We start from the raw sequence: 20354 nt of genomic DNA, 5'->3' as shown, positions 1-20354 counted from the left end.
CTCGAATTTTTTCTACGTTTAATCATGGCTTAATTAAACAAAAAAGCTGACGAATTACTGTGAATAAATTCGTCAGCTTATTGAATTGTTCAAAGTGAACAAATTGAATGTTATACCATTCCAATGGAAAGCTTACATCGTGACAAATTCTTCAGCCGATGTGGGGTGAATGGCCACTGTATTGTCAAAGTCTGCTTTGGTTGCGCCCATTTTCATTGCCACCGCAAAGCCTTGCAATAACTCGTCGCTACCAAAACCAATTGAATGAATGCCGACGATCTTTTCTTCTTTCCCGACACAAACCAGTTTCATCCGCGTTGGGTCTCGGTGATCTTCAGTCATTGCTTGATAGAGTGCAGTAAATTGTGAGTTGTATACCTTAACCTGATCTTTTCCGTATTCTGCTATCGCTTCTTTTTCAGTTAAGCCCACAGTGCCGATAACAGGGTGACTAAAGACGACAGTGGCGACATTTGTGTAATCTAAATGTTCATAAGGTTTGTTGTTAAATAACCTTTCGGCTAAACGCCTACCCGCGGCAACCGCTACTGGTGTTAGTTGTACACGACCAGTATTGTCACCAACTGCATATATGCCCTTTACGTCGGTATTTTGATATTTATCGGTTGGAATGTAGCCTTTTTCATCTAGCACAATACCTGTGGATTCTATATTGATATTGTCGGTGGCAGGTTCACGGCCAATCGCCCAAATAACTTGCTCTACAGGACCAACTGATTGACCGTTTTCCAGTTCAATCGTGAGTTTGCCATCAGCATTTTTGGTCACTGCGGTAGGCACGCTGTTGGTGTGCAAAGTAGGACCATGTTTTGCCATTTGTTCAACCAAGGTATCAGATAACATTTCATCAAAGCCTCTAAGCGGCTTTTCTTTGCGCACTAATAAATGTGAGTCACTGCCTAGTGCATGCAGTACCCCAGCAAGTTCAACGGCGATATAACCAGCACCAATAACAGCAACCGATTCTGGACGTTCGGTGAGTGCAAAAAAGCCGTCAGAGTCGATACCATACTCTGCGCCCGGAATATCAGGAATACTTGGGCGACCGCCTGTAGCGATAACGATATGATCGGCGGTAATTTTTTCACCGTTAACTTCTACGGTATTTTTATTAACAAATTTGGCAAAACCGTTAATGACGGTCACACCATTGGCGTCAAATCCTCTGCCGTATGCGGCGTGAATACGCTCAATATAAGCTTCTCGATTTTTAACTAATCTTGACCAATCAAATTGGCCAGCAGATAAATTAAAGCCGTAATCGTGGCTGTAATTAAACGCGTCAGCTATCTGCCCTGCATACCACATGGCTTTTTTGGGTACACAACCAACATTTACGCAGGTGCCACCAATTTGTTTTGCTTCAATTACTGCGGCTTTTTTACCGTGTTTTGCCGCTCTATTTGCTGAAGCGATGCCACCACTGCCAGCGCCAATGGCAAGAAAGTCAAAATGTTGAGTCATGTGCGATACCCTAAAAAATTTTTCTAATATGACAGTCAATATGAGGTTTATCTTTCATCCTTTCAACTATTGTAGGCAATCACTCTTGAATATGCGCAAAGAAGCCATTACATCTACTATCATTAAAGGACCCGATAAATAGCGTACTTCATTATGACAAATCCATTATTACAACAAACAACTTTACCTCAGTTTTCTAAAATTAAACCTGAACATATCAAGCCTGCTGTAGAAAAAGCGATTGCAGACTGTAAAGAAAACATCGAAAAAGTATTGTCAGAAACTCAACACTTTACATGGCAAAATTTGGTTGAAGCCATTAATGAAACGGATGAAGTACTTGGTAAGTTGTGGTCTCCCGTGTCGCATATGAATTCAGTGGTCAATAGTGACGAACTGCGTGAAGCACATGATGCTTGTTTACCTTTATTGTCAGAATACGGCACCTTTGTTGGACAACACCAGCCACTATATGAAGCTTATCAATCGCTTGCCGATAGTGATGAATATCAATCACTAGATACAGCACAGAAAAAAGTAGTTGATAATGCATTAAGAGATTTTAAATTATCGGGTATCGCTCTGCCCGATGACAAGAAACAGCGTTATGGTGAAATTGTGACTCGCCTCTCAGAGTTAAGCTCAGGCTTTAGTAATAATTTACTTGATGCCACTCACGCCTATACGGTGTTGATCACTGACGAAAGTGAGCTTAGCGGTTTACCTGAATCGGCAAAAGATGCGGCAGCGGCTGCAGCGCAAGCACAAGAAAAATCAGGCTGGTTATTTACTTTAGATATTCCAAGTTACTTACCTGTGATGATGTACTGTGATAATCGAGAGCTTAGAGAGAAGATGTATGTTGCATATGTAACACGTGCGTCCGATCAAGGCCCAAATGCTGGTGAATTTGATAACAGCGCTATCATGAATGAAATTTTAGCTCTGCGTCATGAACTCTCGCAGCTATTAGATTTTAAAAATTATGCAGAACATTCATTAGCAACAAAAATGGCCAACTCAACAAATGAAGTGCTGGAGTTTCTAGAAGACTTAGCGGTTAAATCAAAACAGCAAGGTCAACAAGACTTAGATGAAGTACATGCTTTTGCCAAACAAGAGTTTGGCGTGGATGATATAGCCGCGTGGGACTTACCTTATTACAGTGAAAAGTTAAAACAAAGTCGTTATGCGATCTCGGATGAAGAATTACGTCCTTATTTCCCAGAACAAACGGTTGTTGCAGGTTTATTTGAAGTTGTTAATCGCCTATTTGGTATCACAATTACGCAAAAAGAAGGTGTAGATACTTGGCATAAAGACGTGAAGTTTTACGATATTCATGATGCTGATAACCAATACCGCGGTAGTTTTTACCTAGATTTGTATGCCCGAGCGAAAAAACGTGGTGGTGCCTGGATGGACGACTGTGTTGGCAGAAGACAGCTTAAAAATGGCGATATTCAATTCCCAGTTGCTTATTTAACCTGTAACTTCAATGGCCCAGTGGGCGATAAACCTGCGCTATTTACTCATGATGAAGTCGTGACTTTATTCCATGAATTTGGTCACGGTATCCACCACATGTTGACTCAAATTAATGCCAGCGGTGTATCGGGTATTGATGGTGTGCCATGGGATGCAGTAGAACTACCAAGTCAGTTTTTAGAGAACTGGTGCTGGCAACCTGAAGCGCTTGCGTTTATTTCTGGTCACTATGAAACGGGTGAGTCATTACCGCAAGATTTGTTAGATAAAATGCTAGCGGCAAGAAACTATCAGTCAGCGATGCAAATGTTGCGTCAGCTAGAATTTAGTTTGTTCGATTTTAAAATGCATGCGCAATACACGCCAGAAGTAGCTTCTGAGAGTTATATTCAGCAAGTGTTGGACCAAGTTAGAGAGCAATATTCAGTCATCAAAGCGACACCTTTTAACCGCTTCCAACATAGTTTTGGCCATATTTTTGGTGGTGGTTATGCAGCAGGTTATTACAGCTACAAATGGGCTGAAGTTTTATCTGCTGATGCTTTCTCTCGCTTTGAAGAAGAAGGTGTATTCAATCGTCAAGTCGGTCAAGACTTCCTGAAAAATATACTTGAAAAAGGTGGCTCAGAAGAGCCAAGTGAACTGTTTAAAGCCTTTAGAGGTAGAGAGCCTGAAATTGACGCTTTGTTACGTCATAGTGGCATCGCAGCATAACAGCTAGGTTTTTGGAGCAGTCAGCAAGATTATGTCGTTAGAATCATTTAACAGTATTTATCAGCGAGCAGCAGAGCGTAAAGGAGGCGAAACTGCCTTACGTTTTCTGTTGGGCGATGGCGCCGATGACCAACAAGTAAAGCAACTGTCTGATGATAGGTTGCTTTCGGCGTTTACTAAAAAGGTATTTCAATCTGGGTTTGTTTGGCGAGTTGTCGAGCAAAAGTGGCCCGATTTTGAGCAAGTGTTTTTTCAGTTTGATATTGAAAAAATATTGATGATGCCAGAAGAAATGCTGGAGGTTAAAGCAAGCGATCCAAAAATTATTCGCAACTTTAATAAGGTCAAAACCATTAAAGCCAATGCACAAATGATTTTTGAAGAACAGCAAAATGGTCATAGCTTTGCAGAGTTTGTTGCTAAATGGCCAAGTGACAACATCATTGGATTATGGGCTTACTTGAAAAAACATGGTCAGCGTCTTGGTGGAAATACTGGGCCCTATGCCTTAAGAGCTTTAGGTAAAGACACATTTTTGCTTTCACGAGATGTTGAAGGATATTTTAGAGCCCATGATTTGATCAGTGGGGGTATAAATACCAAAGCGAGTTTAAACACCATTCAAGCAAGTTTTAACCAATGGCAACAAGAGTCAGGTTTATCTTTAGCTCAACTGAGTCGGCTTGTTGCTTATGCCACGGGTGATAACGCAGTGCAGGCGGCATAACTAGATGAATATTCCGGTAAACTGTGCTGTCGCTTATGTTGATAAAACGGATGTTGAATTGGCGAAAAAAATCGCCAATAAATGGCAATTTCAATACCTAGGTGATATTGCTGCGCTGACACAACACAGTGATATTGATTATGTTTTGCAAGTGAATTTGCAGCATTTAGAATTGATCAAAGTTGATGAACCTAAACTTGGCGCAATCAAAGTAGATTTTGTTGAAGGTGCGTCAGCACATCGACGCAAATTTGGTGGTGGTCGAGGGCAAGATATTGCCAAAGCCGTTGGTTTAAAACATGGTTTTACACCACACGTGCTTGATGCTACAGCAGGTTTGGGACGAGATGCTTTTGTTTTAGCGTCTTTAGGTTGCACCGTCAGCTTGATGGAAAGAAACCCAGTAGTTGCCGCGCTGTTAGACAATGGTTTAGAACGAGCTAAATTATCTCCCGATACTGCAGAGATCGCCCAGCGCATGTCCTTGGTTCATGCCTCGTCTATCGATAATATGCCAACGGTAACTGATATTGATGTTGTCTATTTAGATCCTATGTATCCACATCGAGAAAAATCGGCAGCAGTTAAAAAAGAAATGCGAGTTTTTCAGTCATTGGTGGGTGAAGATTTAGATAGTGATGACTTACTAACACCAGCAATCGCCTTGGCCAATTATCGTGTTGTAGTGAAACGACCAAGTTACGCTGAACCACTGGCTAACCAAAAACCTTCTACCAGCATTAAGATGAAAAAAAATCGTTTTGACGTCTACGTCAAACAAGCCATCCCTAAGCAATAATCCTCAAGATTCACCCGTGTACTAGTCATCACTAGTACACATTTTAATAATTTACCTAATATTAAAATCGATATATTTCAATGGTATAGGCGAATGTACTTACGTTCGACGATCATTTTTCATTGACATATTCTTCAACTGTATCTAGTGTACTAGTACAGATAGTACACTAGTGATATGACAACATGGCAAAAACATCTGCTATTGCGATCCAAATAGCGACCGGGGACGCTCGGCCTATTTTTCGCCAAATTGTTGATGGCATTCGTAAAGAAATCGCCACCGGCAACTTACAATCCGGCGCCAAGTTACCCAGTGTCAGAGCTTTGGCTTTGCAACTGATGATCAATGCAAATACCGTGGCTAAGGCCTATGGAGAGCTTACAGCTCAAGGTTTGCTGGAATCGAGAAAAGGGCTGGGAATATTTGTAGCAGAGCCTAAACAAATGCTGAGTGAAGAGGAGCAGCAACTTCGATTACAAGAGGCCAGTGAGCGATTTGTAAACGATGTAATGTATCTCGATTTTTCACCAGAACACATGACCCAGTACTTGTTGAAACAGCTTTTGCAGTTGCAACAAAAAGATGAGAATAAATCATGACAGATTATATCATTGAAAGCCAAGGGCTGACGAAGTGCTTTGGCACAAAAACCGCACTATTTGATTTTAACTTAGCTATTCCTAGAGGCGGGATCCACGCCTTTATTGGGGCAAATGGCGCAGGTAAATCGACATTTTTCCGTTTGCTACTTGGGCTTGAGTCACCAACGCAAGGTAGCTGCTCAGTCCTAGGTATTAATAGCCAAGAATTAAGCCCTGAACATCGAGGAAAAATTGGTTACGTTAATGAAGAGCATACCTTGCCCTCTTGGATGACAGTTGATGCAGTGATCGAGATGCAACGCAGTTTATACCCTAAGTGGCAACAAGACACCTTTGACAAGGTAATCGCCAACTTTGACGTTGGGCTAAAACAAAATGTTGGTCAACTTTCTCGAGGAGAAAGGGCTGGGCTAAACTTGTCAATGGCCTTAGCACAATCGCCTGAGGTGCTAATTCTTGATGAGCCAACATTAGGCTTAGATGTTGTTGCAAAACAGGCATTTTTAACAGCCTTAATGCATACGGAAATGGATGCAAATTGCACCATCATCTATTGCTCACACCAGATGGAAGAAGTAGAGCGAGTTGCCGATAACTTGATCATCGTTGAAGCTGGGGAAGTGAAGTACATGGCTGCTCCCGATGATTTTTGCCAGCGAGTTAATTATTGGATTTGTGATTTTGAAACTAAGCCTGATAAAGTAAAAAACTTGCAATGTGTATTGTCTTTAAAAAATATTGAAGGACAGATTCATATTGTGACCATAGATCAGCCAGCGGAGCACTTTGAAGCCTATTTACTGGCTAATGGCGCGGCATCTGTGGTAGCTGTACCGGTAAGTCTTGATAAGGCGATTGGAGCTGTTTTAGCACAAAATCATCGTGGCCATGAGCTTTCGGCTTAAGGAGTCAGCGATGAAACTTCTTTTTCTTACTGAATGGAGACGCTATCAGCGCCTTGCGGGTTTATTGGTGCTGTTACATCTGTTTTTGTGGACCATCATGTCTAATTTTGTTCCAACAATGATGATGCACCCAATGAAGCAGCTATTTCTACTCGCGTTACCTTGTGTTGGCGGTATCGCTTTTGGATTGATTTCAATGGGGTTACATAGGCGAAAAAATCACTGGACCTTCCTCGTGCACCGCCCAGTATCTATTGCACGCATCCATCTGGCGATTAGCTTGGCAAATATTTGCTTTTTATTTTGTGTTGTATGTTTACCTATTTTATTGGTCTTTGGCTTTGTTGACCTATCAAGTAATCAAGTGGTCGATATACGTCACTATTTAACTGTGCTGCATTTATTCGCTTTGGCGATATGTAGCTACTTTTTTGCCAGTTATGCCCTTTTATCACCAGCTAAAGCAAGCTTTATGGCGCTATGGACGCTGTTGTTAGTGCAAGGTGGAGTGTCATTGCCACTATGGCAAATCGCCATCATTGACATGTCTTTTATAGCGCTTAGTTTTTATTTGGCACACAAAAGTTTTCAAATAAATACGGATTCCTTGCTTAAAAACAAAGGGTTTGTTCTGGCTAGCGTTTTAGTTTTACAGCCTTTTGTACTGATTATATTGATGGCAGCTAGTGGGCTTTATTACCACCTTCCACTAGCGGTAATGGGCGATCATCCCAATAACAATGAATCGTTAAACAGTTATCAAAATTTCATCTCTAAAGATAGAGATCAGTCTTTTCAGCAATTAGTGAGTTTGTCTGATCATCCTGATAAGCAAACACTGTATCGTCAATTAAGTCTGTCAGAATTTCAATTTATTAGTTATAAAAGCTTGGCCTCCCCCAGATTTCAGCAACTATTTACGGTCGCTAAAGACGTGATACTTGTAGAAGCAAACCAAGAAATACAATGGGTGCTATCACACGATAAACGAGTATTTATTGGCCGACACAATAAAACCGATAACATCGTTGGTTATATGGGCACTACAGGGTTTTACGACACTTTAGAACAACTAACTGAAAGCGATAAATTTGAGCAAGCGGTGATCGTCACGGACAATCAGTTTTTGCAATCTGGCAGACAAATTTACCAGGTTAATTTTGCTGACCGTAAGCTGGTATTAAAGCACCAATTACCAGCAGGGGAATATTACACAAAACCCATCAAAAACATGTTTGAGCGTACTGTGATTCAATCAAATAAAGCGACGTATTTATTTGAGCAAGTTGATTTTTACTTCGCCTCAAAACAATTAACGCCACAACATCGAGTTACGCACCCAAATAACTTACCAAGCTATCAGGAAGTGATATTAAGTGAAATGCAAGATGGCTTTTTGATCCGATATTTAGATCCGCATTTTTATGGTTATCTACAGCCAGGTGCACAGCTTAAATATGTTCATCACGATGGTGAAATTGACACCTTGGTTAGTTATGCCTTTACTGAGTCGCATGTGCCAACCGTGATAGCAGGGCAAACATTTGTCATGTCGCCGTTCGTGATGAATATTGTTAATGGTTTGGTGCCTTCTCAGTTGTTTTTTGCTAATGAGCCTTATCACCCTTATCAATACGTATGGCAACGCGAGCTGTCTCTATCTTTATTGCTTTGGATTATCGCTGGTGTATTGACGGCAATACTGGGCACATTAGTGCTTGCCAAGTATTTAGCATGGTCTAAACAAACCTGTATGTTTTGGCTGGGTTTGATGTTGATATTTTCACTACCTGGGTTTATTGCACTGCTGTTTTTATATTCTTTACCACTTTTTAGGTTATGGCGTACCAATAGGAATAACTCGCCCAAAGCGCGATTAAATACCTCATTCAAGGAGCAAAGATATGTATAGCCTATTTATTCAAGAATTTAGAAGATTTCGCTTAGTATCTAGCATCACTGCACTGCTATTGTCTGCCATTATGGTGACACTGTCGGCTATTGAGCCAATAATGAAGAACGGTTTAGAAGTGTTAGTGTATCAAGGTAGCGCAATCGTTTTAGCGTTTGCACTGGGTTGTACGCAGATTTTATTACATAAAAGAAAAGGCAATTGGGCATATTTAATTCACCGTCCAATACCGCCTAAAAATATATTTTTCAGCTTAGTGTGTGCCGGCATATTTAACTTGGTTATAGCGCTTGCCTTACCATTGTTATTGGTTTTTCTTGGCTTAGATTTGCTGGGTGTCGATGTTGTTGAGTTACGCCATTATCTTTTTACACTTCATGTTTTATTAGCCGCTGTGTTTGTTTACTTGGTTGGCGTATACATTGTATTGAGCCCAAATAAAGCCAGTTTTCTGTGCATTGCTCTGCTCTATTTTGTCTGGTCGTCGGACCCTAACAGTGCGATTTTTACTTTAACGGTCGATCTGATTGCTGTTCTTATCATGTTTCTATTGGGTAAAAATGCATTTAAGGTGAATTTGAGTGAGCATCATCAGTCAATGACCAGTCGATTAGTCGCTATTACCGCACTGCATATGGGTTTAATGGCGGTATTAATGTTAGGGCAGATGATTTTTTATCATCTACCGATGAGTATGTTAGATAAACACCCTGATAATTACTCAAAACAGCAGTTGCAAGACTCTTTTGCTTTGCTGTGGCAACTTACACCAGAGGAATTGATCGATTTCGCTGTTGACGAAGCCACATATCCTCAAAAAAGCACGTTACAGCAACAGATAAAACATGCTGATAGCATCAGGTTACGGTTAGATTTTCGAGCGCAAAAACATCTAGGACAAATTTTTCATCAAGATGGTTTTGAATATGCTTTGGTTGATACCAAAAACAAGCAGCAATGGATATTTTCACATCAGCAGCAAATATTTATTGGTAAAAGTCATAGAAACAATGAATTGGTTGGGTATTTAACGCGAACAGGCTTTTTACCAGCGTCAACTAACATAGATACTATTACTGAAAAAGAAAAATTCTTTACTGTACCAAGGATCATCGAAAATCAATTTATTCAAGAAAGTGATCGCATTTATCAGGTTGATTTTGTCGGTCGATATATTGACGTAAAACACCAATTACCTGAGGGAGAATATTACGTGAATGCGTTACAACTTCCTCAAGGTGCTAACAGTGCAGTATTGGTTTCTAACAAAGCGATTTATGCCTTTGATTTCAAAAAGTTTAGCCAACAGAGTGAAGCGATTCTACCTAAAATTGTCATTGAGCTGGTGAGGCCAAATCAATCAATGAAGTATGTGGAAGTGTTTAACCTAATTGACGGTTACCTTCTGAAGTTCGCTGATAGGCATTATTTTGGCTTTGATCAGCCAGGTGTAGGGTTACTTTATGCCAAGTTAGATGGAGAACGCATACTTGTTGCTGAAAAGGCATTTGAGCAATATCGTCCATTGCCTCGTTGGGTGGGGTATCAGGCTTATTGGATGTCACCACTGGTTTATTCGGTGCTGTTTGAAGTGACTGAAGATGTGTTTAAACATCAAGATGACCCGAGTAAACAAACATTTGAGAGTGTTTGGGACAAGCAATATCCATCATCTGTGTATTGGTTAGTTGCATTAAATCTATTGATTACTAGCTTATTAACGCTTGCTCTTGGGATAGCATTCAAAAAGAAAAAGTTAGATATTGCCTTCTGGCTGTTCGTGGTATTGCTATTTGGTTTACCTGGCTTTCTTAGTTTCTTATTAATGAACCATTGGCGGGAATTTTGGAAAATTAAAAGGCAAAAGGAACGAACAACAGGCTCAGTGCCTCATGAGCTGGTCAAAGCTTAAGCCATAAGTATAAAAACTCTTACAATCGTAGCGGGAATGTCGTCCCGCTTTTAATAGGAATCATGATGAACAATTACGCCTTTTTATTAAGGATGGCGTTTTGCATCCTAATTATTGCGAATGTTTCAACCTGCTTAGCAAAAGTTACAGCGGATAATTATCTCGCAGAATACGTTAAGTTAGCACAAACATTACCTAGTGCTCCTTTAATTGATAGGGAGATAATGTTAAATAAATCAGCAATTAAGCAAGTGCTGTTATCCCCTTCGGGTGATTTCTTGATTTATCAAAAGGAGGAAGGTCATCAGGACGACAAATTAGTTTCAGTGTGGCGTTATGACATTAAACTAAAGACGCAAAAGAGGCTGTTTATCTATCAGTCATTGCAATATATTTATCTATCAAAAAGTGGTGATAAATTAATCCTCAATACCGGTGATAGTATCGCTATTGCTGAGAGTAAAGCCGCCAGTTCGCCCATTGTACTAACACGATTTGATCAAACAAAATATGAAGATTGGTTGGGGTTTGCCGCTGATAATGATCACAGTTTATTGATGCGAAAATGGCAACCTACGGACAAATATTATTATGTTGAGCGGGTAAGTTTTTCAGGAAGTCGAACCGATATATTCCGCTCAGACGTTTTGTTTAATGGTTTTAACGTCGATGAATATGGTCAGCCAGCTTTTCTTCGAGTATTCAACCAAGCAGATGACAATAAAGGTGAACACTTTATCTACCAGCTAAACAAAGATAAAAAAGTGCTGCGCTTTACTTGTCAGTGGGATGACCCGTGTGGCGTGGTAAAGTTTGATCGCCAACAAGAAGCGTTCCTTTTAAAAACAAATGCAAACAGTAATTTTACGTACTTGGCGCGTTTATCTTCGCAAGGGCAACTAACCGTTATACAGCAAGACCCTAATTTGTATGGCGATCTCAACAATGTACATTGGGCTAAAAATCAACCCGTAGTGACTCAGTATTTTGGCGAATACGACCAGTATAGTGCAATCGATGATCGCTTATTAAAACATACCGATTTTTTAAATAAGCAATTTTCCCAGCAAGATTTTTATTTGCAACTACCTCATAACATCTCTTTAGATAGACAGCTTAATGACGGAGTATGGTTAATATCGGCTGTGAGCAATAGTGTGCAGGAACAACATTTTTTGTATCACTTAAAACAACAAAAACTAGAACCCATATTATTACAAGTGGTTAAAGCCGCAAATCAAGGACGTCAACTGATCAAAGATGAATATCTAGCACCTCGAATCAGTTTTCATTATGCTAATAGAGATGGGCAACACATTCAGGGTTACCTCACTTTGCCTAGAGGAAAAACTATCGCAAATACGCCATTGGTCGCATTCCCTCATGGTGGGCCATGGTCTAGAGATGATGGTAGCTTTGATATGATGGCGCAGTTTTTAGCAAACAGAGGGTATATTGTTTTTCAACCTAATTTTCGGGCATCAACAGGGTTTGGTAAGCAACATCATAGTGGCGTTAGCGGGGATTTTGGCTATGGTCGAACGCATTTTGATATTATTGATGGCGTAAACTATTTATTAAAAAACAACATAGGTGATAAAGACAAATTGGCAATGGCTGGCCATTCTTTTGGTGGCCTGAGTGTGTTAACTGCTCTGACTTTCGAACCAGAACTATTTAAAGTCGGCTTTGCTGGAGCACCACCTAGCCATATTGGCCGCTCTGCTAAATATTATTATCGATATCAAAAAAAGAAGTTTGGTCAATCAAGAAAATATTTTATGCAACAGCTAGTGGTCGATTGGCATGATGACAAGGCATATAAAGCGTTAACTGCAATTCAACCAGAGTCTCATATTGAACGTATACAAGCACCACTATTGTTATGGGCTGGAAAAAATGATGGTCGAGTTTTTATCACGGATGTAAAGAACTACGCCTTAACCGCGCAGGCAAAGGAAAAATCGATCCAGTTATTTGTCGATCCTAATTCAGCACACTCTCCTAGTAGTCGAGTGTCATTTAGTGCCTATCTATTTTTAATGGAAGCGACATTAGGACACTATTTACAACAAGCGGTTGAACCCATAAAAGTGATGGAACATAAAGCCTTGTATCGTTTCTTAAAGAAAAATCTTGTATTAGAAACAGAAACATACCTGTCACATTATGTTCATTAAAGTGTCATGATGAGGCACTATGCTTACCAAGGTAACATGTATTACCCTGCACCTGACCCCACAAAATAGCGTTAAACACTAACGCTTAACTTAGTCTATGTCTGCCTGTTGTCATATTTTTGTAACCTTATAGTCATAACCTATGACTACAGCAGCAGGCTAATTTTTAACTAAAGTAGGGTTTATTCATGCGCGTTTCTAGCTTTTCGCGTGGTTCCGTCATCGCCATCAGCGCATTTGCGGGGATCTTTCTTGCCACTATGTTTCAGGTAGGAAATTCTCTGACCGAGAGTCGGCAACAGTATGATGAATACCAGCAACTTAAATCATTAATAACGGTTGAGTTTAATCGCACAGTCGCTAAATACCTTTCGTCTGGTGATGCTAGTTTGTTAAATGATGCTGAAAGTCAGTTGACACAGATTATTGAGCATGCCGATTTACTCGATATTGAACAGTTAACTTTGGCCATTCAGGCAAACGCAAAATCGCTTCAGCAAGACATAACCACTAAGTACCGCGCAATGGGGAAATTAAGCGGTGATCCATTGGCGTTAATTAAAAATGGTGAACGTGACCTTGCGGCTATAAACAAAGATTTAGCAAAATATGCCCTGCAATCTAGCGCGTTAAGTTCTGCGCAACAAAAGCAGTTTTTAACTCATAGTACTGAATTTGCAAAAAGTTTATTTGAATTGGTTGATAGTCGAGAAATGATGTTTGCTTCACAACAGCAAAATGCCGATTCATTAAAAATAGTGTTAGAGAACCTTTTAGCGTTAGCACAATCTATGGCCGCGATGCCCGCGTTGGAAATTTACCCGACATCAGATGACGATGAAGATGATTTTTTTGACGATGCAGATGACAAAGAAGATATCAGTGCTGAAGCGTTAAATGAATTAAGGTCTGTGTTAGGTCGTTATCAAGGTGAAGTAAACAAAACCATTCAATTACAATATCAGCGACAACAGGGCTTGGCATTGTTAACTAAACAAGTGGGTATGTTGGAAGATATTATCATCGATGGTGAAACTGCAATAGCAAATGCGCAAGCTGAAGTTAATCAACAATTAACCACTATCGTTATTGTATTGTTAACGTTTTTGATTGCCTTTTTAGCGGCAAATTATTGGTTAACTCGAAGTGTCGTTTTAAATCCATTGCGTAAACTGCGTGATAGTTTTGTTACTTTAGTCAATGAAGGGCGAGTTGATAACATTACGGGTATCCCTTTAAAAACTGAACTGGGTGAAATTTCACATAGTTTTAATCAGATGGTGTCTCAACTTGCAGAAGAAGATAAACAAAAAGCTAACCAACTAAATTTAGTTTCTAACGCCATGCAAACTATGGAGAACCAAGCCGGTAACATTTTAGAATCTTCATCTAGCACTAATACTCATTTAATTGTGGTTAGCGATATCATGACCGCGTTGTCATCGGTAACTGATACTGTAAATACTCTTTCTCAGCAGGTAGTAGATAACGCACAAGCAACACAGTTAGCGATGGAAGATAGCCAACAAAAAGTAGCTGAAGTATTAAACGCCAGTGAACAAACGAATACTGCTGCCAGTGCAGGACGCGATGCCATTTTATCGTTATCTCAATCAGTGGAAAGTGTTGGTTCGATTGTTGATGTTATCAGCTCTATTGCTGATCAAACTAACTTATTAGCGCTCAATGCGGCCATTGAGGCTGCGAGAGCTGGTGCCCATGGTCGAGGCTTTTCTGTTGTTGCTGATGAAGTAAGGCAGTTAGCGGGTAAAACTCAAGAATCACTAAAACAGGTAAGCCAACGTTTAGAGCAACTCAACCAGGCAAGTAGTACCTTAGAGCAAAATATTTATGGCATTGAAAGTGCCTCTGGCAAGCAAAAAGACATAGCGGCACTGTTAAAAGATAATGCCGAAAATGTTGCGCAACAAGCTGATTCTTCGGCAAATGTAGCGCAAGATACGTTAATGCAAATCAACCAGCAGCGACAACACTTTTCAGAGTTAGAAAGTGCAATGGAGAGCGTTAAACACGAAGTGCAGCATTCACGTCAATTGGCGGAAAATATTTCTCATGACGTTGCTGAGCAAGTTCGTGATATTAACCAAACACTCAAGCTGGTTAAAAACCAGGATTAATCAATACAGGTGTAATACCAACTCGGTTAAATATTTAATTGAGTTGCTATTAAGCAAGTAAACTAGACAACGTTGTGTCTTTAGATAAATGAGTTGTCTGTGCTAAAAAGAGTTCTGCGGTAGCTACAGCATCACTAAGTGCATTATGTGCTGCATAGTGTGGTAGTTGATAATAGCTTCGTTGATTGGTTAATCGCAGCTCTGAAGGGTCGTAAGCAACATCCCGCTGGTCTAATCGGCGTTTGGCGATCAATAAGGTATCAATCATCAATAATGGTGGTTTTACGCCGTAAAGTTCTAAGCATGCTTGCTGCAGAAAGTGTCGCTCAATTTGATTAAAGTGTACCAGCATCACCTTACCAGCTAAGGCTTTTAATAAATCTTCAACCACCTCTTCCAATGGCAAACCTTGTTGCTGTTGCTCATCCGTTATGTGATGTACCACGACGTTTTCTGGTTTGAGTTTTTGTTTAGTATTAATGATTTGGTGGAAACTTGACCCTAAGTTAATTAACCCGCTTTCGAGTTGGCAAAAGCCAACACTGAGCAGTTTATCAGCCACGGCGTCTAAACCTGTGGTTTCAAAATCGACCGCCACCAAGGGGAGCTCGTTAACTGGACACGATAGATCGGGGAATGGTGTTGCAAGAAAGTCTTTTAACGGCCCTTCAGGTGCCAAGGCTAGAGCACGTTTTCGTTTGGCCTCAAAGCCTAACCACCAGCGAAAAGGTAATTGATTTTGCCACATCATAATTAATAGGCCGATTGTCTAGCATCTTGGAGGGTTTTAATCACCTTAAATGCGTCTTTTAAATGTTCACGTTCAAGTTTTGAAATGTCTTTTGGCGCTAAAAAATTATCTGCGGATAAACCTGCCGCTAATTTTGAGGCTTGATGTTCCATGCGTAGTAACGACAAAAACTCATAGGCATCTATAAGGTTTTTTGCAGAAGCTTCTGTTAGTGCCGGCGTACCGGCGACGCGCTTTAAACGCTCTATGGTGTTACATTGTGCTATGCCTTGGCTTAATGCATAAATACGTGCTAAGTCGACAATGGGAGCAATACCATTAAGTTTTAGATTTAATACTGCTTCATTTTCGCCGTTTTTACTCAATACAAAATCTCGAAAAAATCCCAACGGAGGTTTGTTTTGTAGGGCATTGCGAGAAAGATGTGCCAAAAATAATGTATTGCCCTTGGTGGTTTTTAACAACTTATCTTTTACTGCGTTTAATAAACTAGCATCCCCATGGATAGTAGCGACGTCAAAAAATACAGTGCCATTTAAAAGCGCCTGAGGGTTTGGGTTTTTGATCCAGCGCTCAAAGTATTGATGCCACACTTTTTGTGGTTGGCGCCATTGTTTGTTGGTCGCCATAATATCGCCTGGACAATAAATAAAACCACACTGTGCTAAACCATCAGAAACAAAAGTCGCCAATTTCAAAAACCAAGCATCATGTTCAGGTAACATGTCATCGCTGATGATCAAAGCGTTATCTTGATCGGAATGGGCAAATTGCTCTTGTCTTGCTTGTGAGCCTGCGGCGAGCCATGCATAAGGAACAGGCGCTTGGCCAAATTGTGATTCAGCCAATTCGATCAGCCGAATAGTAATGGCACTGGTAATGGCGCTAATACTTTTACCAACATGATCAGCGGTAGTACCTAATCGTGCCATGCGCATTTGCAATTTGCCGATCATTTGGCTTATTTGCGCTATTTCTTCTACTGTTTTTGCTTTTCGGACAAGATGAGTCAAGTTAGTTGCGTTTTGACTTTCATGGTTCATCAAGTCAGTAATTGTCACCATGGCAAGTAACTTATTGTTTTTCATCACAGGTAAATGATGAACACGTTTTGCTGTCATTAACATCAAGGCATCATAGGCTTGACTACCCTCTTCGATACTAAGCATATCGGTAGTCATGATAGTGCTAACAGGTAAGTTGTAGTCTAACCCTTGAGCAATACAGCGTCGCCGCAAATCTTTATCGGTGACAATACCTACAGGCTGGCGTTGGTTATCTTGAGTGGTAATGACTAAACATGAGTGTCCAAGTTCGCTCATTTGAATCGCAGCATCCCGAATACTGGCATTTTCACTGAGTGTGGCAACAGGGGTGTGATAAAATTGGCTAATGTCAGTATTCATAAGAGAGGCTGAAACAACGGCTTCTTCATTAAGCTCAGACATTTTGTTATTTAATCGTTGTGCTGCACTGCATTTAAAAAAGTTAAGAACCGTGGGGTAATCTTCAACAATTTCCGCTAGAGTTGGGTAGTCAAGGCAATACAGCAAAGTATCTTCTTCGGTGACAATTTCAATATTCCCAATCTGATTTGCGCTGCAAAAAATGGTACATAAATCCCCCTCACCAAATTTGCCAAGCAATTCTCCCATTTGATCTCGGTAGACCAAAGCCCCTTTACGGATAATAAACAATTTATCGCCTTGGCATTGCGCCGGTGGCAGTGCTTCACCTTTAGGAACATAGCAGATGCTAATCAGTTTAATAATGGCCTGCAATTTGTGTTCTGGTAAGTGCTCAAAAGGCGGGACTTCTTGAACAAATCTGCTTATTTCTGCTAACTCAGCTTCCATGGTGTTCTTCTCAAAGGCGTCGACATTTACTGTTTTAGAGCATTCTTTAGGGGTTGGTCAACCTTGTTTTACCGCCACCTAGACTAAAGTGTAATACCTCGGCTAATAATTCCTTGTTACTGTTTAATGTAGTTAGGTTTCACTATGGGTTTTAGTCTGCTTTCAGAGAAACTAGATTCGAATCTATAGTGAACCTAACTACAAAAACAACAGGTACAACAACGCGTACAACAAAAACAAACGCGTGATAATGAGCGCTAAAACGCTCTATGCTAGGAGAAAACAATGGAAGACAAGCAAAATTATTGGTCAGAAAATCTGCGCCTAATTTTCATCTGTCTTGTTATCTGGTTCGTGGTTTCATTTGGCTGTGGCGTTTTATTCGTCGAGCCACTAAATGAAATTCGTCTAGGTGGTTACAAACTAGGTTTCTGGTTTGCACAACAAGGCTCAATTTATACATTCGTTGCACTCATTTTCTGGTATGGCAAGAAAATGAACGACCTCGACAAGAAATATAACGTGGAGGACGCGTAATGGATGAGTTAAAACTCTATACTTGGATTGCCGTTGGTGGCACTTTCGGTTTATATTTTTTCTTAGCTTGGTGGGCACGAGCAGGCTCTACTAGCGAATTTTACGCAGCAGGTGGTGGTATTACACCACTGCAAAACGGTATGGCGATTGGTGCCGACTGGATGAGTGCTGCGTCTTTCATCTCAATGGCTGGTCTGATTGCTTTCTTAGGTTATGGTGGCTCGGTATTTTTAATGGGCTGGACCGGTGGTTATGTATTACTAGCAATGTGTTTAGCGCCTTATATGCGTAAACATGGCAAGTTTACTGTACCCGAATTTATTGGTGATCGTTTTTACTCAAGAACAGCGCGTATTGTTGCGGTAGTTTGTTTAATTATTGCTTCGGTAACGTATATCATCGGCCAAATGAAAGGTGTAGGTGTTGCATTCTCGCGCTTCTTAGAAGTTGAATACGAAATGGGTTTATACATTGGCATGTTTGTTGTGTTTGTCTATGCCACATTAGGTGGTATGAAAGGCATTACTTATACACAAATTGCACAATATGTAGTACTGATCACAGCTTATACCATTCCTGCAATATTCATTTCATTACAGTTAACAGGTAACCCAATTCCACAACTTGGTTTAGGCTCAACGTTAGCCGACGGCAGCGGTGTTTACTTGCTTGATAAGATTGACCAAGTCGTCACAGAACTGGGCTTTAAAGAATATACTACTTCTAGCTTGGGTGACGTCGAAATGTTTGCTTATACCTTATCATTGATGATAGGTACAGCTGGTTTGCCACACGTTATTATGCGTTTCTTCACCGTGCCTTCAGTAAAAGCTGCCCGTCAATCTGCTGGTTACGCTTTAGTGTTTATTGCTTTACTTTACACTGTTGCTCCTGCTGTTGGTGCTATGGCTCGCTTTAACTTGATGAATACCATTGAGCCTGCGGCAGGTCAAAACCTTGAGTATGCTGAGCGTCCACAATGGTTTAAAGACTGGGAAAAAACGGGTTTACTTCAATTTGAAGACAAAAATGGCGATGGCAAAATCCAATATACTGCAGATGCTACTACCAATGAAATGGTAAAAGTTGACCGTGACATTATGGTACTTGCTAACCCTTCAATCGCTAACTTACCAAACTGGGTCATTGCTTTGGTAGCTGCTGGTGGTCTTGCAGCTGCATTATCCACTGCGGCAGGTTTATTGTTGGCAATCTCCTCAGCAGTATCTCATGACTTAATGAAAGGGGTGTTAATGCCGGACATGTCTGAGAAAAGTGAACTGCTGGCCAGTCGAATTGTCATGACCATATCGATTTTGGGAGCTGGATATTTGGGGCTTAATCCGCCTGGTTTTGCCGCAGGGACGGTTGCTCTTGCCTTTGGTTTAGCGGCATCAAGTATCTTCCCGGTATTGATGATGGGTATATTCTCTAAGAAGATGAACTCACAAGCTGCGATTGCAGGTATGTGTGCGGGTATTGGTGTTACTATGCTTTATGTATTCCAGCATAAAGGCATCATGTTTATTCCTGGTACGTCTTTCTTAGGTGACATGAAACCTAATTGGTTCTTTGATATTTCACCAAATGCCTTTGGCTCAGTTGGTGCGTTAGTTAACTTTGTTGTTGCCTTTACCGTACTTAAGTTAACCAAGCCAGCGCCACAAGAAATTCAAGATTTGGTCACTAACTTCCGTACACCACATGGTGAAATAGCGGCAGCTCACGATCATTAATTGATTAATTATAATTAGCTAACAAAGGCTCTAATTCATTGAATTGGGGCCTTTATTTTGATAATGATAATCGATATAAACGTTTGCTTAGTTTGCTCTTTAACAGTTAATTAGTCAGTTAAGCAAAAATTTATAAAAACAATGAAAAGGCATATTTTATGACGCGTCACTCCAAGCTTGCGATGTTTTTAGCGCCATTTTTAATTATTGGTGGCTATGTATTATCAGATCTATATTTAGAAGATCAGGCCAATGAATTAAAGCTGTTTGAACTTAAACCGATGGGGCATTGTGACGTATTTAACGATAACTGTATTTTAAAATCTGGCGAATTTGAAATTAATGTGATGCATCAAGGAATAGTCACAACCGTTAATTCAACTTATCCATTAGACACTGCAACCTTGTTTTTAGTAGATACTCAAGGGGAAGCAACACCTTATCAATTAGGAATGAAAGACAGCCCTTATTACTGGAAACGTGAAACACCACTGGGTGAGCTAATCGCCAACAAAGGTGAAAAATATAAATTGCGCTTTATCGGTGAAATTAAAGGTGGCAAATATATCGCAGAATTTTATACACAAACCGTGAAGTAAGTTTGCGCAA

Annotated in this window: 15 protein-coding genes; 12 read left to right on the top strand and 3 right to left on the bottom strand. The window is 40.3% G+C overall.

Annotated elements, in window-relative coordinates:
* Nucleotides 1-132: 132 nt before the first annotated feature.
* Nucleotides 133-1485: a glutathione-disulfide reductase gene (gene gorA / locus IE199_RS08345; protein ID WP_189769118.1), complete on the bottom strand. Its 1353-nt coding sequence runs from the start codon at nucleotides 1483-1485 to the stop codon at nucleotides 133-135.
* 153 nt (nucleotides 1486-1638) lie between these two features.
* Here gorA and prlC point away from each other — a divergent pair, with 153 nt between their 5' ends.
* The 9 genes from prlC to IE199_RS08300 all read left to right on the top strand — a co-directional run bounded on the left by prlC (nucleotide 1639) and on the right by IE199_RS08300 (nucleotide 14865).
* A complete protein-coding gene (prlC, locus tag IE199_RS08340) occupies nucleotides 1639-3687 on the top strand; it encodes an oligopeptidase A (RefSeq protein WP_189769116.1) in 2049 nt (682 codons plus the stop codon).
* A 31-nt stretch (nucleotides 3688-3718) separates the two neighbouring features.
* The gene (locus tag IE199_RS08335; protein ID WP_189769114.1) at nucleotides 3719-4414 is read left to right on the top strand and encodes a DNA-3-methyladenine glycosylase I; all 696 of its coding nucleotides are present in this window, start codon (nucleotides 3719-3721) and stop codon (nucleotides 4412-4414) included.
* A 4-nt stretch (nucleotides 4415-4418) separates the two neighbouring features.
* Nucleotides 4419-5213, top strand: coding sequence for a class I SAM-dependent methyltransferase (locus IE199_RS08330; protein WP_189769112.1), 795 nt, complete (start codon nucleotides 4419-4421; stop codon nucleotides 5211-5213).
* Between the two features lie 185 nt (nucleotides 5214-5398).
* Nucleotides 5399-5815, top strand: coding sequence for a GntR family transcriptional regulator (locus IE199_RS08325; protein ID WP_189769110.1), 417 nt, complete (start codon nucleotides 5399-5401; stop codon nucleotides 5813-5815).
* Entirely contained in the window at nucleotides 5812-6723 is a 912-nt protein-coding gene (locus IE199_RS08320; protein ID WP_189769109.1) for an ABC transporter ATP-binding protein, read from the top strand. The genes IE199_RS08325 and IE199_RS08320 overlap by 4 nt, the downstream gene beginning before the upstream one ends.
* Before the next feature lie 10 nt (nucleotides 6724-6733).
* Nucleotides 6734-8635 carry a hypothetical protein gene (locus tag IE199_RS08315; protein ID WP_189769108.1) on the top strand — a complete coding sequence of 634 codons (1902 nt, stop codon included), beginning with the start codon at nucleotides 6734-6736 and terminating at the stop codon, nucleotides 8633-8635.
* Complete coding sequence (locus tag IE199_RS08310; RefSeq protein WP_189769107.1) at nucleotides 8628-10547, top strand: hypothetical protein; 1920 nt, start codon at nucleotides 8628-8630, stop codon at nucleotides 10545-10547. The genes IE199_RS08315 and IE199_RS08310 overlap by 8 nt, the downstream gene beginning before the upstream one ends.
* A 224-nt stretch (nucleotides 10548-10771) precedes the next feature.
* Nucleotides 10772-12727, top strand: coding sequence for an alpha/beta hydrolase family protein (locus IE199_RS08305; protein ID WP_189769106.1), 1956 nt, complete (start codon nucleotides 10772-10774; stop codon nucleotides 12725-12727).
* A 188-nt stretch (nucleotides 12728-12915) separates the two neighbouring features.
* A complete protein-coding gene (locus IE199_RS08300) occupies nucleotides 12916-14865 on the top strand; it encodes a methyl-accepting chemotaxis protein (RefSeq protein WP_189769105.1) in 1950 nt (649 codons plus the stop codon).
* A 49-nt stretch (nucleotides 14866-14914) separates the two neighbouring features.
* On the opposite strand, the gene IE199_RS08295 is transcribed toward IE199_RS08300, so the two are convergent.
* Complete coding sequence (locus IE199_RS08295) at nucleotides 14915-15616, bottom strand: exonuclease domain-containing protein (RefSeq protein WP_229854605.1); 702 nt, start codon at nucleotides 15614-15616, stop codon at nucleotides 14915-14917.
* 2 nt (nucleotides 15617-15618) lie between these two features.
* The gene (locus IE199_RS08290; protein WP_189769104.1) at nucleotides 15619-17472 is read right to left on the bottom strand and encodes a putative nucleotidyltransferase substrate binding domain-containing protein; all 1854 of its coding nucleotides are present in this window, start codon (nucleotides 17470-17472) and stop codon (nucleotides 15619-15621) included.
* Nucleotides 17473-17757: 285 nt separating this feature from the next.
* Here IE199_RS08290 and IE199_RS08285 point away from each other — a divergent pair, with 285 nt between their 5' ends.
* From IE199_RS08285 to IE199_RS08275, 3 genes are all read left to right on the top strand, one after another.
* Nucleotides 17758-18009 (top strand): DUF4212 domain-containing protein, encoded by a 252-nt coding sequence (locus IE199_RS08285; RefSeq protein WP_189769103.1) that lies wholly within the window; start codon nucleotides 17758-17760, stop codon nucleotides 18007-18009.
* A complete protein-coding gene (locus tag IE199_RS08280) occupies nucleotides 18009-19745 on the top strand; it encodes a sodium:solute symporter family protein (RefSeq protein ID WP_189769102.1) in 1737 nt (578 codons plus the stop codon). The genes IE199_RS08285 and IE199_RS08280 overlap by 1 nt, the downstream gene beginning before the upstream one ends.
* Before the next feature lie 158 nt (nucleotides 19746-19903).
* The gene (locus IE199_RS08275) at nucleotides 19904-20344 is read left to right on the top strand and encodes a hypothetical protein (RefSeq protein ID WP_189769101.1); all 441 of its coding nucleotides are present in this window, start codon (nucleotides 19904-19906) and stop codon (nucleotides 20342-20344) included.
* Nucleotides 20345-20354 lie beyond the last annotated feature (10 nt).

The organism is Thalassotalea marina (assembly GCF_014656435.1).
GTDB classification, from domain to species: domain Bacteria; phylum Pseudomonadota; class Gammaproteobacteria; order Enterobacterales; family Alteromonadaceae; genus Thalassotalea_C; species Thalassotalea_C marina.
Note: the sequence above shows the minus strand (reverse complement) of the source record. Positions and strands in the feature narration are given on the sequence as shown.

Coding starts and splice junctions, on each gene's coding strand:
- IE199_RS08275 (WP_189769101.1), top strand. CDS start 19,904: ATGACGCGTCACTCCAAGCTTGCGATGTTTTTAGCGCCATTTTTAATT.
- IE199_RS08335 (WP_189769114.1), top strand. CDS start 3,719: ATGTCGTTAGAATCATTTAACAGTATTTATCAGCGAGCAGCAGAGCGT.
- gorA (WP_189769118.1), bottom strand. CDS start 1,485: ATGACTCAACATTTTGACTTTCTTGCCATTGGCGCTGGCAGTGGTGGC.
- IE199_RS08310 (WP_189769107.1), top strand. CDS start 8,628: ATGTATAGCCTATTTATTCAAGAATTTAGAAGATTTCGCTTAGTATCT.
- IE199_RS08325 (WP_189769110.1), top strand. CDS start 5,399: ATGGCAAAAACATCTGCTATTGCGATCCAAATAGCGACCGGGGACGCT.
- IE199_RS08295 (WP_229854605.1), bottom strand. CDS start 15,616: ATGATGTGGCAAAATCAATTACCTTTTCGCTGGTGGTTAGGCTTTGAG.
- IE199_RS08330 (WP_189769112.1), top strand. CDS start 4,419: ATGAATATTCCGGTAAACTGTGCTGTCGCTTATGTTGATAAAACGGAT.
- IE199_RS08315 (WP_189769108.1), top strand. CDS start 6,734: ATGAAACTTCTTTTTCTTACTGAATGGAGACGCTATCAGCGCCTTGCG.
- IE199_RS08320 (WP_189769109.1), top strand. CDS start 5,812: ATGACAGATTATATCATTGAAAGCCAAGGGCTGACGAAGTGCTTTGGC.
- IE199_RS08285 (WP_189769103.1), top strand. CDS start 17,758: ATGGAAGACAAGCAAAATTATTGGTCAGAAAATCTGCGCCTAATTTTC.
- prlC (WP_189769116.1), top strand. CDS start 1,639: ATGACAAATCCATTATTACAACAAACAACTTTACCTCAGTTTTCTAAA.
- IE199_RS08280 (WP_189769102.1), top strand. CDS start 18,009: ATGGATGAGTTAAAACTCTATACTTGGATTGCCGTTGGTGGCACTTTC.
- IE199_RS08290 (WP_189769104.1), bottom strand. CDS start 17,472: ATGGAAGCTGAGTTAGCAGAAATAAGCAGATTTGTTCAAGAAGTCCCG.
- IE199_RS08300 (WP_189769105.1), top strand. CDS start 12,916: ATGCGCGTTTCTAGCTTTTCGCGTGGTTCCGTCATCGCCATCAGCGCA.
- IE199_RS08305 (WP_189769106.1), top strand. CDS start 10,772: ATGTTAAATAAATCAGCAATTAAGCAAGTGCTGTTATCCCCTTCGGGT.